The following is a 12,309-nucleotide window of genomic DNA, read 5'->3' as shown; positions in this document are numbered from 1 at the left end:
CTTCATAAATTTTCATCTAGAAACGTCGATTGTTTTTACCCCTTCATGTTGTGTACCGATAATGACTCGATTCACCATATTTAAGAATAGACCATGTTCAACGACGCCAACTTGAGAGTCTAACCACGCGGCTAATTCTATTGGGTTCTCAATTTTTTCTAGGTGTAAGTCTATAATATAATTTTTACTGTCTGTTAGCAAAGGATTACCATCGTCAGTTAAACGTAAAATAGGATTAAGATTATGTTCATTGAATAGTTTAAATAGTTGAGCGTTTCCGTAAGGAATGACTTCAACGGGTAGAGGAAATGCCCCTAAATCTTTGACCATTTTAGACTCATCCACAATCCATATGATTCCTTTTGAGTATGTACCAACAATCTTTTCAAACAAAAGGGCTGCACCACCACCTTTAATTCCATGGAAATCCTCAGAAATCTCGTCTGCTCCATCTATTGTTAAATCAACATAATCCACGTCATCAATGCTTTTTAAAGGAATGTCTAGAGCTAGTGCCTGTACCTCGGTTGCTTTAGAAGTAGTGACACCAACGATATTTAATCCTTCATCTTTTACACGACGACCTAATTCTTCTACCATATAGTAAGCAGTTGAACCAGTTCCTAGACCAACTATCATACCATCCTTTACATAGTTTGCAGATTCAATTCCCACTAATTGTTTTAAATTCATGACAAAAATATTCCTCCTATTTATTTCATAAATTTATTGTAAGCATTATCTTAAAAAAAAGATAGACTAAAATAATTTTTTTTGTAAATTAAAGTATTGACGATTATGAATAGAGTATGTTACTATTACAAAGGTGCTTGAGAACAAGTCTTTTTAAAAGTATTGACTGTATTAAAGCCTGTTTTATGATGCAGGAATTCTTGCATTAATTTTTTAACTTTAAAAAAGAACCACCTGGATGTGTGGCTCTAGAAAAGCTTTATAAGGAAGGAGGAACTTATCATGCCTACAATTAATCAATTGGTACGTAAATCTCGTAAATCAAAAACAACTAAATCTGGCTCACCTGCTTTAGGAAAGAGCTATAATAGTTTCAAAAAATCTCAAACTAACGTGAACTCTCCACAAAAACGTGGTGTTTGTACACGTGTGGGTACGATGACACCGAAAAAACCTAACTCTGCGTTACGTAAATATGCTCGTGTTCGTTTGTCAAACTTAATTGAAGTGACAGCTTACATTCCAGGTATTGGACATAACTTGCAAGAACATAGTGTGGTTTTAATCCGTGGAGGTCGTGTTAAAGACTTACCAGGGGTTCGTTATCATATCGTACGTGGTGCTTTAGATACTGCTGGTGTTACTGATCGTAAACAAAGCCGTTCTAAATATGGAACTAAAAAACCTAAAAAATAATTAAACTGATTAAATAAAATTTTTGGAAGGAGGAGTTACACATGCCAAGAAAAGGTCCTGTTGCAAAACGTGATGTATTACCAGATCCGATTTATAACTCAAAATTAGTGACTCGTTTAATCAACCGCGTAATGGTTGACGGTAAGCGTGGTGTTGCTTCTAGCATTATTTATGATGCATTTGATATTATTAAAGAATCTACGGGAAATGATCCATTAGAAGTTTTTGAACAAGCAATGGAAAATGTTATGCCTGTTCTTGAAGTTAAAGCTCGCCGTGTTGGTGGTTCTAACTATCAAGTACCAGTTGAAGTACGTCCAGAACGTCGTTCAACTTTAGGGTTACGTTGGATTGTTAACTATTCACGTTTACGTGGAGAGCACACAATGGAACAACGTTTAGCAAAAGAAATTATGGATGCAGCTAACAACACTGGTTCTTCAGTTAAAAAACGTGAAGACGTGCATAAAATGGCTGAAGCTAACAGAGCATTCGCTCATTATCGTTGGTAAGATCCTCTTTTTAAAACGAAGAGAATACAGTTGTATTTAAATCAATCAAGTTTGAGAGGAGTTAGAATAGAATGGCAAGAGAGTTTTCATTAGAAAAAACTCGTAATATCGGAATTATGGCCCACGTTGATGCTGGTAAAACAACAACAACTGAACGTATCCTTTATTATACTGGTAAAATCCATAAATTAGGTGAAACCCATGAGGGAGCTTCACAAATGGACTGGATGGAACAAGAGCAAGAACGTGGTATTACTATTACATCTGCTGCAACTACTGCACAATGGAAAGGTTACCGTGTAAACATCATTGATACTCCTGGACACGTGGATTTCACAATTGAAGTTCAACGTTCATTGCGTGTATTAGATGGTGCTGTTACCGTACTTGACTCACAATCAGGTGTTGAGCCTCAAACAGAAACTGTTTGGAGACAAGCAACTGAATACAAAGTACCTCGTATTGTATTTTGTAATAAAATGGATAAAACTGGTGCAGATTTCTTATACTCAGTTAAAACTATCCATGACCGTTTACAAGCAAATGCTCACCCAATTCAGTTACCAATTGGTGCAGAAGATAACTTCACTGGAATTATCGACTTAATCAAAATGAAAGCTGAAATCTACACAAATGACTTAGGTACAGATATCCAAGAAACTGATATCCCTGAAGAATATGTAGATATGGCTAATGAATGGCGTGAAAAATTAGTTGAGGCTGTTGCTGAAACTGATGAAGAATTAATGGAAAAATATTTAGAAGGTGAAGAAATCACTGAAGAAGAATTAAAACAAGGGATTCGTCGTGCGACAATCAATGTTGAATTCTTCCCTGTTTTAGCTGGTTCTGCCTTCAAAAATAAAGGTGTCCAATTAATGTTAGATGCTGTTTTAGATTATTTACCAGCTCCAACTGACGTTGAAGCAATTAAAGGTATTGATACTAAAACTGATGAAGAAACAGTTCGTCCATCAACAGATGACGCACCATTTGCTTCATTAGCATTTAAAGTTATGACTGACCCATTTGTTGGTCGTCTAACATTCTTCCGTGTTTACTCTGGTACATTAGATAGTGGTTCATACGTTTTAAATGCGTCTAAAGACAAAAAAGAACGTATCGGACGTATCCTACAAATGCATGCCAACTCACGTGAAGAAATCAGTACAGTTTACGCTGGAGATATCGCAGCTGCTGTTGGATTGAAAGATACAACAACAGGGGACACATTGTGTGCGTTAGATGCACCAGTTGTTCTTGAATCAATTGAGTTCCCAGAACCAGTTATTCAAGTGGCGGTTGAACCAAAATCAAAAGCTGACCAAGATAAAATGGGTGTGGCTTTACAAAAACTTGCTGAAGAAGATCCGTCATTCCGTGTTGAAACAAACGTTGAAACTGGTGAAACTGTCATCTCTGGTATGGGTGAGTTGCACTTAGACGTTTTAGTAGACCGTATGAGACGTGAATTCAAAGTAGAAGCAAACGTAGGAGCTCCTCAAGTTTCTTATCGTGAAACATTTAGAGCACCTATGACTCAAGCAGAAGGTAAATTCGTTCGTCAGTCTGGTGGTAAAGGTCAATACGGTCACGTATGGGTTGAGTTCACACCAAACGAAGAAGGAAAAGGCTTCGAGTTTGAAAATGCTATCGTCGGTGGTGTGGTTCCTCGTGAGTACATCCCAGCTGTTGAAAAAGGATTAGAAGATTCTATGGCTAATGGTGTTCTTGCTGGATACCCATTAGTTGACATTAAAGCTAAATTGTATGATGGTTCATACCATGATGTTGACTCGAACGAGACAGCATTCCGTGTTGCGGCTTCTATGGCTTTACGTGCAGCAGCTAAGAAAGCACAACCAGCAATCCTTGAACCAATGATGAAAGTAACAATTACTGTTCCAGAAGATAACTTAGGTGATATCATGGGACACGTTACAAGTCGTCGTGGACGCGTTGAAGGTATGGAAGCACATGGTAATTCACAAATTGTTAACGCAATGATTCCACTTGCTGAAATGTTCGGATACGCAACAACATTACGTTCTTCCACTCAAGGACGTGGTACGTTTATGATGGTATTTGACCACTATGAAGATGTACCTAAATCTATTCAAGAAGAAATTATTAAGAAAAATGGCGGATCTCAAGATTAATTTTTTGACTAGGCTTTTTTCTGAATTTCATGTAGAATGATGATGTGTGAAGGAAGAGATTCATTAATTGATTTTTTTCCTTCATCATTATAATATAAATAAATAACTTTTAATTTTAGGAGGATATATAAAAAATGGCAAAAGAAAAATTTGACCGTTCGAAAGCCCATGTAAACATTGGTACAATCGGACACGTTGACCACGGTAAAACAACTTTATCTGCAGCAATCGCAACAGTTTTAGCTAAGAAAAATGGTGGGGAAGCTTCATCATATGCTGACATTGATAACGCTCCAGAAGAAAAAGAACGTGGAATCACAATTTCTACTTCTCATATCGAGTATGAAACTGACACTCGCCACTACGCACACGTTGACTGCCCAGGACATGCTGACTACGTTAAAAACATGATCACTGGTGCTGCTCAAATGGACGGCGCGATCTTAGTAGTATCTGCTGCTGATGGTCCAATGCCTCAAACTCGTGAGCATATTCTTTTATCTCGTAACGTTGGTGTTCCATACATCGTTGTTTTCTTAAACAAAATGGATATGGTTGACGACGAAGAATTATTAGAATTAGTAGAAATGGAAGTTCGTGACTTATTATCTGAATACGACTTCCCAGGAGATGATACTCCTATCGTTGCTGGTTCAGCATTAAAAGCTTTAGAAGGCGACGCTTCTTACGAAGAAAAAATCTTAGAATTAATGGCTGCTGTTGATGAGTATATTCCAACACCAGAACGTGATACTGACAAACCATTCATGATGCCAGTTGAGGACGTATTCTCAATTACTGGTCGTGGTACAGTTGCTACAGGTCGTGTTGAACGTGGACAAGTACGCGTTGGTGACGAAGTAGAATTAGTAGGTATCGCTGAAGAAACTGCTAAAACAACTGTAACAGGTGTTGAAATGTTCCGTAAATTATTAGATTACGCTGAAGCTGGAGATAACATCGGTGCTTTGTTACGTGGGGTAGCTCGTGAAGATATCCAACGTGGACAAGTATTAGCAGCTCCAGGAACAATCACTCCACATACAAAATTTAAAGCTGAAGTTTACGTTTTATCTAAAGAAGAAGGTGGACGTCATACTCCATTCTTTACAAACTACCGTCCTCAGTTCTACTTCCGTACAACTGACGTAACTGGTGTTTGTCAATTACCAGAAGGAACTGAAATGGTAATGCCTGGTGATAACGTAGCTATGGACGTTGAATTAATTCACCCAATCGCGATCGAAGACGGAACTCGTTTCTCTATTCGTGAAGGTGGACGTACTGTTGGTTCAGGCGTTGTAACTGAAATCGTAGGTTAATTTTTAATCTATTCAAATAAAGCATTGTTGTGTAAGGACGTAAGGTTGAAAACATTTGTTTTCAACCTTTTTTGGTTTTTAAAGTGTAAATAGCAAGAAACGTTATTATTAATAATAAAATAAAAAGAATTATACAAAAAAAGGGTTGCTTATAGTATGTTTTTTTAGTATAATTCTAGAGGTGCTGATAAAAAAGTATGTTAGTACCTCGTATGAAAATACGGAGGCGTTGAATCGAGAGGTTGCGACACGCCAGGGAGCATTGCCATGGTGGCGTGTTGGATATTTTCGAGGAGCTATGTCTACTTTTTAAAATAGGCGAAGGAGGGAACAAAATGGCAAAACAAAAAATTCGTATCCGTTTAAAAGCGTATGAACACCGTGTATTAGATCAGTCTGCAGAAAAAATTGTAGAAACAGCAAAAAGAACAGGTGCTGAGGTTTCTGGACCAATTCCATTACCAACTGACCGTTCAGTTTATACAGTTATTCGTGCAACACATAAATACAAAGATTCACGTGAACAATTCGAAATGCGTACTCACAAACGTTTAATTGATATTGTGAGCCCAACACCAAAAACAGTTGATGCTTTAATGAAGCTAGACTTGCCAAGCGGTGTTAACATTGAAATTAAATTATAATAACAAAAAGATGGAGGTGTACTCATGACCAAAGGAATCTTAGGTAAAAAAGTAGGTATGACACAAATATTTACAGAAAACGGCGAATTAATTCCCGTAACAGTTATCGAAGCAACTCCAAACGTTGTTTTACAAGTTAAAACTGTTGAAACTGATGGATACGAAGCTATCCAAGTTGGCTTCCAAGATAAACGTGATATTTTGTCAAACAAACCTGCTAAGGGTCATGTTGCAAAAGCAAATACGACTCCTAAGCGCTTCATTAGAGAATTCAATGATGTTGAGCTAGGAGAATATGAAGTAGGTAAAGAAATCACAGTTGATGTTTTCCAAGTAGGAGACATTGTTGATGTCACAGGTACAACTAAAGGACACGGCTTCCAAGGGGCTATTAAGCGTCATGGACAATCTCGTGGACCAATGGCACATGGTTCTAGATACCATCGTCGTCCAGGTTCAATGGGTGGAGCGTCTACTCCATCACGTGTATTTAAAGGCAAAAAACTTGCAGGACGTATGGGTGGAGATCGTGTAACAGTTCAAAACCTTGAAATCGTTAGAGTGGATGCAGATAAAAATGTTATTTTAGTTAAAGGAAATGTTCCTGGAGCTAAAAAATCATTAATTGAAATAAAAACAGCTGTTAAGGCAGCTAAATAATTGTGGGAGAGGAGGAACTAAGAATGACATCTGTAGCATTATTTAAACAAGATGGAACTCAAAATGGCGAAATTGAATTAAATGAAGCTATTTTTGGTATCGAGCCAAACGAAAGTGTTGTCTACGATGCAATCATCATGCAACGTGCTTCTTTAAGACAAGGAACTCACGCTGTTAAAAACCGTAGCGCTGTACGCGGTGGTGGACGTAAACCATGGCGTCAAAAAGGAACAGGTCGTGCGCGTCAAGGATCTATCCGCTCACCACAATGGCGTGGAGGTGGAGTTGTCTTTGGACCAACACCACGTTCTTACAGCTACAAATTACCTAAAAAAGTTCGTCGTTTAGCAATTAAATCTGTATTATCAGAAAAAGTTGCTGAAAACAAACTAGTTGTTGTTGAAGGATTAGCTTTCGACGCACCAAAAACAAAAGAATTTAAACAAGTTTTAGCAAACTTAAGTGTTGACACTAAAGTTTTAGTAGTATTAGAAGGTGGCAATGATTTTGCTGCTTTATCAGGACGTAACTTACCAAATGTTTCTATCGTAGAATCAAATAACGTAAGCGTACTTGATGTAGTTGCTGCTGACAAACTATTAGTAACTAAAACTGCTCTAACTCAAATAGAGGAGGTGCTTGCATAATGGAATTAATCGACGTAATTAAACGCCCAGTTATTACAGAAATGTCTGTAGCAGCTATGGACGAAAAAAAATACACGTTTGAAGTTGACGTAAGAGCCAACAAAACATTAGTTAAGCAAGCTGTAGAATCAGTTTTCGACGTTAAAGTTAAAAAAGTTAACATCATGAACGTAAAACCTAAACTTAAAAGAATGGGTAAACATGCTGGTTATACTAAAAAACGTCGCAAAGCGATCGTACAACTAACAGAAGATTCAAAAGACATTCAAATTTTTGATGCTGAATAATTAGAGCATCGACTAAAGTAGGAGGGAAATCACGTGGCGATTAAAAAGTATAAACCTACCACAAATGGTCGTCGTAACATGACTGGTTCTGATTTTGCTGAAATCACAACATCTAAACCAGAAAAAACGTTATTACAACCATTAAGCAAAAACGCTGGACGTAACAACCAAGGTAAAATTACTGTACGTCATCAAGCTGGTGGACACAAACGCCAATATCGTTTAATTGATTTTAAACGTAATAAAGATAATGTGGTTGGTACTGTAAAAACAGTTGAGTATGATCCAAATAGATCTGCTAACATTGCATTAATCCATTATACTGATGGTGTGAAAGCATACATCTTAGCACCAAAAGGAATCCAAGTAGGTGCACAAATTTCTTCAGGTCCAGACGCGGATATCAAAGTAGGGAATGCTCTACCATTGAACAACATCCCAGTTGGTACTGTTATCCATAACATTGAGTTAAAACCTGGTAAAGGTGGACAATTAATTCGTTCAGCTGGTACTAGCGCTCAAGTGTTAGGTAAAGAAGGTAAATATGTATTAGTTCGTTTGAATTCAGGGGAAGTTCGTATGATTTTAGGAACTTGTCGTGCAACAATCGGTACTGTAGGTAACGAACAACACGAATTAATTAACATTGGTAAAGCTGGTCGTAATCGCTGGTTAGGTAAACGTCCTACTGTACGTGGTAGCGTAATGAACCCTAACGATCACCCACACGGTGGTGGTGAAGGTAAAGCACCTATCGGACGTCCATCTCCAATGAGTCCATGGGGCAAACCAACACTTGGATATAAAACACGTAGTAAAAAAGCTAAATCAGATAAACTTATTGTACGTCGTCGTAAAACTAAATAATTTGATAGCTAATATGAAATATGTGAGAGGAGGTTCACCATGGGTCGTAGCTTAAAAAAAGGACCTTTTGTCGATGAACACTTAATGAAAAAAGTGGAAGCACAAAAAGATCAACCGAAAAAGAAAGTAATTAAAACTTGGTCACGTCGTTCTACAATTTTTCCAAACTTTATAGGATATACTATTGCAGTATATGATGGAAGAAAACATGTTCCTGTTTACATTCAAGAAGACATGGTAGGACATAAACTAGGTGAATTCGCACCAACAAGAACTTATCGCGGACACGCTGCTGACGATAAAAAAACAAATCGCTAATTGAGGGGAGGACACGAATATGTCAGAAGAAAGAATTACTTCAGCTAAAGCAACTGCTAAAACAATTCGCACTTCACCTCGTAAGACAAGACTTGTTGTTGACCTAATCAGAGGTAAACAAGTAGGAGAAGCAATTTCAATCTTGAAATTCTCACCTAACAAAGCAGCAGGTATTGTTGAAAAAGTGCTTATGTCAGCTATTGCTAACGCAGAAAACAACTTTGATTTAGATGTTGAAGATTTAGTAGTATCAGAAGTATTTGTAAATGAAGGACCAACAATGAAACGCTTCCGTCCTCGTGCAAAAGGATCTGCTTCACCTATCAACAAAAGAACAAGTCATATTACAGTAGTAGTATCAGAAAAATAAGGAGGGACAACCAGTGGGTCAAAAAATTAATCCAATTGGAATGCGTGTCGGCGTCATTCGTGACTGGGATGCGAAATGGTATGCAGAAAAAGAATACGCTGAATACCTGCATGAAGATTTGAACATTCGTAAATTCATTTCGACTAGATTGGCTGATGCTTCTGTTTCAACCATTGAAATCGAACGTGCTGCAAATCGCGTGAACGTTTCAATTCATACTGCTAAACCTGGTATGGTTATTGGTAAAGGCGGATCTGAAGTTGAAGCTTTACGTAAAGAATTAAACAATTTAACTGGTAAACGAGTTCACATTAATATCGTTGAAATCAAAAAACCAGATTTAGATGCTAAATTAGTAGCAGAAGGAATTGCACGTCAATTAGAAAACCGTGTAGCATTCCGTCGTGCTCAAAAACAAGCTATCCAACGTACAATGAGATCAGGTGCTAAAGGTATCAAAACTCTTGTATCTGGACGTTTAAATGGTGCTGATATGGCACGTTCTGAAGGTTATTCTGAAGGAACTGTTCCATTGCATACATTAAGAGCAGATATTGATTATGCTTGGGAAGAAGCAGATACAACATACGGAAAACTAGGAGTTAAAGTGTGGATTTATCGTGGAGAAATTCTTCCTGAAAAGAAAAACACTGAGAAAGGAGGGAAATAATCATGTTAGTACCTAAACGTGTAAAACACCGTCGTGAATTTAGAGGTAAAATGCGTGGTGAAGCTAAAGGTGGTAAAGAAATCGCATTTGGTGAATATGGCTTACAAGCTGTTGATTCTCATTGGATTACTAACCGTCAAATTGAAGCTGCCCGTATCGCAATGACTCGTCACATGAAACGTGGTGGGAAAGTGTGGATTAAAATTTTCCCTCACAAATCATATACATCAAAAGCAATTGGTGTTCGTATGGGTTCTGGTAAAGGGGCTCCTGAAGGATGGGTATCACCAGTAAAACGTGGGAAAATCATGTTTGAAGTTGCCGGTGTTCCTGAAGATGTGGCTCGTGAAGCATTAAGACTTGCTTCTAACAAGTTACCTATTAAAACAAAAATTGTAAAACGTGAAGAAATGGGTGGTGAATCGAATGAAGGTTAAAGATATCAGAGAATTAACCACTACCGAAATGATCGCTAAAGAGAAAGAGTATAAAGAAGAACTTTTCAACTTACGTTTCCAATTAGCAACAGGTCAATTAGAAAACACAGCACGAATTTCAGAAGTTCGTAAATCGATTGCACGCATCAAAACAGTTTTGCGTGAAGAAGCTGCTAAGTAATAGTGGAAGGAGGCCATTGATAGATGACTCAAGAAAGAAATGAACGTAAAGTTTATACTGGGCGCGTAGTATCCGACAAAATGGATAAAACTATCGTTGTTGTAGTAGAAACAAAGAAAACTCATAAGATTTATGGTAAGAGAGTTAAATACTCTAAAAAATATAAAGCTCATGATGAAAACAATGTAGCAAAAACGGGAGACATCGTTAAAATTATGGAAACTCGTCCATTGTCTGCGACAAAACGCTTCCGTTTATTAGAAGTTGTAGAAGAAGCAGTAATTATTTAATTCGAATTTTCCCATAGAGAAACCTGAAAGTTTGAAAGGAGGATACTCAAGTGATCCAACAAGAAAGTCGTATGAAAGTTGCTGACAACTCAGGAGCTCGTGAAGTACTTACTATTAAAGTACTTGGTGGTTCTGGTCGTAAAACAGCAAATATCGGTGACGTTGTGGTTTGTACGGTTAAACAAGCAACACCAGGTGGAGTTGTTAAAAAAGGCGAAGTAGTTAAAGCTGTTATCGTTCGTACAAAATCAGGAGCTCGTCGTAGTGACGGTTCTTATATCAAATTTGATGAAAATGCATGTGTGATTATTCGTGATGACAAGAGCCCACGTGGTACTCGTATCTTTGGGCCAGTTGCTCGTGAATTACGTGACAACAACTTTATGAAAATAGTCTCACTAGCACCAGAAGTGTTATAATACATACTCATGTTTAAAGGAGGTGCGAAACAAGATGTTCGTTAAAAAAGGCGATAAAGTAAAAGTTATCTCAGGTAAAGATAAAAACAAAGAGGGAATCGTACTCCAAGCATTTCCGAAGAAAGATCGCGTCATCGTTGAAGGTGTTAACGTTATGAAAAAACACCAAAAACCTAGCGCGACAGCTCCACAAGGTGGAATTATCGAAATGGAGGCATCTATTCACGTTTCTAATGTAATGGTGGTTGACCCATCTAATGGTGAACCAACACGTGTAGGATACAAAGAAGTAGATGGCAAAAAAGTACGTGTTTCTAAGAAAACTGGAGAAGTTTTAGATAAATAAGAATATCAGGAAGGAGGCAATGTTGAATGAACCGCCTAAAAGAAAAGTATCTTAATGAAGTAACACCATCATTGGTGGAAAAATTTAATTACTCTTCTGTTATGCAAACACCTAAAGTTGATAAAATCGTTATTAACATGGGTGTTGGTGATGCAGTATCAAATAGTAAAAACTTAGATAAAGCTGTTGAAGAACTTGCTTTAATCTCTGGACAAAAACCAATTATTACAAAAGCTAAAAAATCTATCGCTGGTTTCCGTTTACGTGAAGGAATGCCAATCGGATGTAAAGTAACTTTACGTGGAGAAAGAATGTACGAATTTTTAGATAAATTAGTATCTGTCTCTTTACCTCGTGTACGTGACTTCCATGGTATCAGCAAAAAATCATTTGACGGACGTGGAAATTACACTTTAGGTGTAAAAGAACAATTAATCTTCCCTGAAGTTGATTATGATTTAGTAGATAAAGTTCGAGGAATGGACATTGTTATTGTTACAACAGCTAATACTGATGAGGAAGCTCGTGAGTTATTAGGTCAACTTGGAATGCCATTCCAAAAATAATTTAAGGAGGCGAACTACGTGGCTAAAAAATCAATGATTGCTAAAAATAAACGCCCAGCAAAATTCTCAACTCAAGAATATACTCGTTGTGAACGTTGTGGACGTCCACATTCAGTTTATCGCAAATTTAAACTTTGCCGTATTTGCTTCCGTGAACTTGCCTATAAAGGACAAATTCCCGGCGTGAAGAAAGCAAGCTGGTAAAAAAAGTAAACCGCAAAAGGA

At 37.5% G+C, this 12,309-nt stretch carries 20 protein-coding genes; 19 read left to right on the top strand and 1 reads right to left on the bottom strand.

What is annotated here, in order from left to right; all coding sequences use genetic code 11:
* Window positions 1–12: 12 nt before the first annotated feature.
* The gene (gene rpiA / locus JNUCC83_RS10065; protein ID WP_454459881.1) at window positions 13–693 is read right to left on the bottom strand and encodes a ribose-5-phosphate isomerase RpiA; all 681 of its coding nucleotides are present in this window, start codon (window positions 691–693) and stop codon (window positions 13–15) included.
* A 282-nt stretch (window positions 694–975) separates the two neighbouring features.
* Between rpiA and rpsL the strand changes: the two genes are divergently transcribed.
* The 19 genes from rpsL to JNUCC83_RS09970 all read left to right on the top strand — a co-directional run bounded on the left by rpsL (window position 976) and on the right by JNUCC83_RS09970 (window position 12,288).
* Window positions 976–1,389 carry a 30S ribosomal protein S12 gene (rpsL, locus tag JNUCC83_RS10060; RefSeq protein ID WP_071457771.1) on the top strand — a complete coding sequence of 138 codons (414 nt, stop codon included), beginning with the start codon at window positions 976–978 and terminating at the stop codon, window positions 1,387–1,389.
* Between the two features lie 41 nt (window positions 1,390–1,430).
* Window positions 1,431–1,901 carry a 30S ribosomal protein S7 gene (gene rpsG, locus JNUCC83_RS10055; RefSeq protein ID WP_071457770.1) on the top strand — a complete coding sequence of 157 codons (471 nt, stop codon included), beginning with the start codon at window positions 1,431–1,433 and terminating at the stop codon, window positions 1,899–1,901.
* 71 nt (window positions 1,902–1,972) lie between these two features.
* A complete protein-coding gene (fusA, locus tag JNUCC83_RS10050) occupies window positions 1,973–4,060 on the top strand; it encodes an elongation factor G (protein ID WP_454459880.1) in 2,088 nt (695 codons plus the stop codon).
* A 134-nt stretch (window positions 4,061–4,194) separates the two neighbouring features.
* A complete protein-coding gene (gene tuf / locus JNUCC83_RS10045; RefSeq protein WP_071457768.1) occupies window positions 4,195–5,382 on the top strand; it encodes an elongation factor Tu in 1,188 nt (395 codons plus the stop codon).
* A 335-nt stretch (window positions 5,383–5,717) separates the two neighbouring features.
* On the top strand, window positions 5,718–6,026 hold the full coding sequence (gene rpsJ, locus JNUCC83_RS10040) for a 30S ribosomal protein S10 (protein WP_071457767.1): 309 nt from the start codon (window positions 5,718–5,720) through the stop codon (window positions 6,024–6,026).
* A gap of 24 nt (window positions 6,027–6,050) precedes the next feature.
* Window positions 6,051–6,686: a 50S ribosomal protein L3 gene (rplC, locus tag JNUCC83_RS10035; RefSeq protein WP_454459879.1), complete on the top strand. Its 636-nt coding sequence runs from the start codon at window positions 6,051–6,053 to the stop codon at window positions 6,684–6,686.
* A 23-nt stretch (window positions 6,687–6,709) separates the two neighbouring features.
* A complete protein-coding gene (gene rplD, locus JNUCC83_RS10030; RefSeq protein WP_117973952.1) occupies window positions 6,710–7,333 on the top strand; it encodes a 50S ribosomal protein L4 in 624 nt (207 codons plus the stop codon).
* Window positions 7,333–7,620 carry a 50S ribosomal protein L23 gene (gene rplW / locus JNUCC83_RS10025; protein WP_454459878.1) on the top strand — a complete coding sequence of 96 codons (288 nt, stop codon included), beginning with the start codon at window positions 7,333–7,335 and terminating at the stop codon, window positions 7,618–7,620. Before rplD ends, rplW begins: the two co-directional genes overlap by 1 nt.
* A 33-nt stretch (window positions 7,621–7,653) precedes the next feature.
* Window positions 7,654–8,487, top strand: a complete 834-nt coding sequence (rplB, locus tag JNUCC83_RS10020) for a 50S ribosomal protein L2 (RefSeq protein WP_071457763.1) — start codon at window positions 7,654–7,656, stop codon at window positions 8,485–8,487.
* A 39-nt stretch (window positions 8,488–8,526) separates the two neighbouring features.
* Entirely contained in the window at window positions 8,527–8,805 is a 279-nt protein-coding gene (rpsS, locus tag JNUCC83_RS10015) for a 30S ribosomal protein S19 (RefSeq protein ID WP_071457762.1), read from the top strand.
* Between the two features lie 19 nt (window positions 8,806–8,824).
* Window positions 8,825–9,175 carry a 50S ribosomal protein L22 gene (gene rplV, locus JNUCC83_RS10010; protein WP_071457761.1) on the top strand — a complete coding sequence of 117 codons (351 nt, stop codon included), beginning with the start codon at window positions 8,825–8,827 and terminating at the stop codon, window positions 9,173–9,175.
* A gap of 13 nt (window positions 9,176–9,188) precedes the next feature.
* On the top strand, window positions 9,189–9,845 hold the full coding sequence (gene rpsC / locus JNUCC83_RS10005) for a 30S ribosomal protein S3 (protein ID WP_454459877.1): 657 nt from the start codon (window positions 9,189–9,191) through the stop codon (window positions 9,843–9,845).
* Window positions 9,846–9,847: 2 nt separating this feature from the next.
* On the top strand, window positions 9,848–10,282 hold the full coding sequence (rplP, locus tag JNUCC83_RS10000) for a 50S ribosomal protein L16 (RefSeq protein WP_454459876.1): 435 nt from the start codon (window positions 9,848–9,850) through the stop codon (window positions 10,280–10,282).
* A complete protein-coding gene (rpmC, locus tag JNUCC83_RS09995) occupies window positions 10,272–10,463 on the top strand; it encodes a 50S ribosomal protein L29 (RefSeq protein WP_071457758.1) in 192 nt (63 codons plus the stop codon). Before rplP ends, rpmC begins: the two co-directional genes overlap by 11 nt.
* A gap of 23 nt (window positions 10,464–10,486) precedes the next feature.
* Window positions 10,487–10,753 (top strand): 30S ribosomal protein S17, encoded by a 267-nt coding sequence (gene rpsQ / locus JNUCC83_RS09990; RefSeq protein ID WP_071457757.1) that lies wholly within the window; start codon window positions 10,487–10,489, stop codon window positions 10,751–10,753.
* 50 nt (window positions 10,754–10,803) lie between these two features.
* Window positions 10,804–11,172: a 50S ribosomal protein L14 gene (gene rplN, locus JNUCC83_RS09985; RefSeq protein WP_071457756.1), complete on the top strand. Its 369-nt coding sequence runs from the start codon at window positions 10,804–10,806 to the stop codon at window positions 11,170–11,172.
* A gap of 34 nt (window positions 11,173–11,206) precedes the next feature.
* The gene (gene rplX / locus JNUCC83_RS09980) at window positions 11,207–11,518 is read left to right on the top strand and encodes a 50S ribosomal protein L24 (protein WP_257701977.1); all 312 of its coding nucleotides are present in this window, start codon (window positions 11,207–11,209) and stop codon (window positions 11,516–11,518) included.
* 26 nt (window positions 11,519–11,544) lie between these two features.
* Window positions 11,545–12,084, top strand: coding sequence for a 50S ribosomal protein L5 (gene rplE / locus JNUCC83_RS09975; protein WP_071457754.1), 540 nt, complete (start codon window positions 11,545–11,547; stop codon window positions 12,082–12,084).
* 18 nt (window positions 12,085–12,102) lie between these two features.
* Entirely contained in the window at window positions 12,103–12,288 is a 186-nt protein-coding gene (locus tag JNUCC83_RS09970) for a type Z 30S ribosomal protein S14 (RefSeq protein ID WP_016184192.1), read from the top strand.
* Window positions 12,289–12,309 lie beyond the last annotated feature (21 nt).

It is taken from the genome of Vagococcus sp. JNUCC 83 (assembly GCF_053667615.1).
This window is presented reverse-complemented; position numbering and strand designations above follow the sequence as displayed.

What these genes read in the sequence shown, in the direction of transcription:
- rpiA (WP_454459881.1), bottom strand. Translation starts at nt 693, where the DNA reads ATGAATTTAAAACAATTAGTGGGAATTGAATCTGCAAACTATGTAAAG.
- rpsL (WP_071457771.1), top strand. Translation starts at nt 976, where the DNA reads ATGCCTACAATTAATCAATTGGTACGTAAATCTCGTAAATCAAAAACA.
- rpsG (WP_071457770.1), top strand. Translation starts at nt 1,431, where the DNA reads ATGCCAAGAAAAGGTCCTGTTGCAAAACGTGATGTATTACCAGATCCG.
- fusA (WP_454459880.1), top strand. Translation starts at nt 1,973, where the DNA reads ATGGCAAGAGAGTTTTCATTAGAAAAAACTCGTAATATCGGAATTATG.
- tuf (WP_071457768.1), top strand. Translation starts at nt 4,195, where the DNA reads ATGGCAAAAGAAAAATTTGACCGTTCGAAAGCCCATGTAAACATTGGT.
- rpsJ (WP_071457767.1), top strand. Translation starts at nt 5,718, where the DNA reads ATGGCAAAACAAAAAATTCGTATCCGTTTAAAAGCGTATGAACACCGT.
- rplC (WP_454459879.1), top strand. Translation starts at nt 6,051, where the DNA reads ATGACCAAAGGAATCTTAGGTAAAAAAGTAGGTATGACACAAATATTT.
- rplD (WP_117973952.1), top strand. Translation starts at nt 6,710, where the DNA reads ATGACATCTGTAGCATTATTTAAACAAGATGGAACTCAAAATGGCGAA.
- rplW (WP_454459878.1), top strand. Translation starts at nt 7,333, where the DNA reads ATGGAATTAATCGACGTAATTAAACGCCCAGTTATTACAGAAATGTCT.
- rpsS (WP_071457762.1), top strand. Translation starts at nt 8,527, where the DNA reads ATGGGTCGTAGCTTAAAAAAAGGACCTTTTGTCGATGAACACTTAATG.
- rplV (WP_071457761.1), top strand. Translation starts at nt 8,825, where the DNA reads ATGTCAGAAGAAAGAATTACTTCAGCTAAAGCAACTGCTAAAACAATT.
- rplP (WP_454459876.1), top strand. Translation starts at nt 9,848, where the DNA reads ATGTTAGTACCTAAACGTGTAAAACACCGTCGTGAATTTAGAGGTAAA.
- rpmC (WP_071457758.1), top strand. Translation starts at nt 10,272, where the DNA reads ATGAAGGTTAAAGATATCAGAGAATTAACCACTACCGAAATGATCGCT.
- rpsQ (WP_071457757.1), top strand. Translation starts at nt 10,487, where the DNA reads ATGACTCAAGAAAGAAATGAACGTAAAGTTTATACTGGGCGCGTAGTA.
- rplX (WP_257701977.1), top strand. Translation starts at nt 11,207, where the DNA reads ATGTTCGTTAAAAAAGGCGATAAAGTAAAAGTTATCTCAGGTAAAGAT.
- rplE (WP_071457754.1), top strand. Translation starts at nt 11,545, where the DNA reads ATGAACCGCCTAAAAGAAAAGTATCTTAATGAAGTAACACCATCATTG.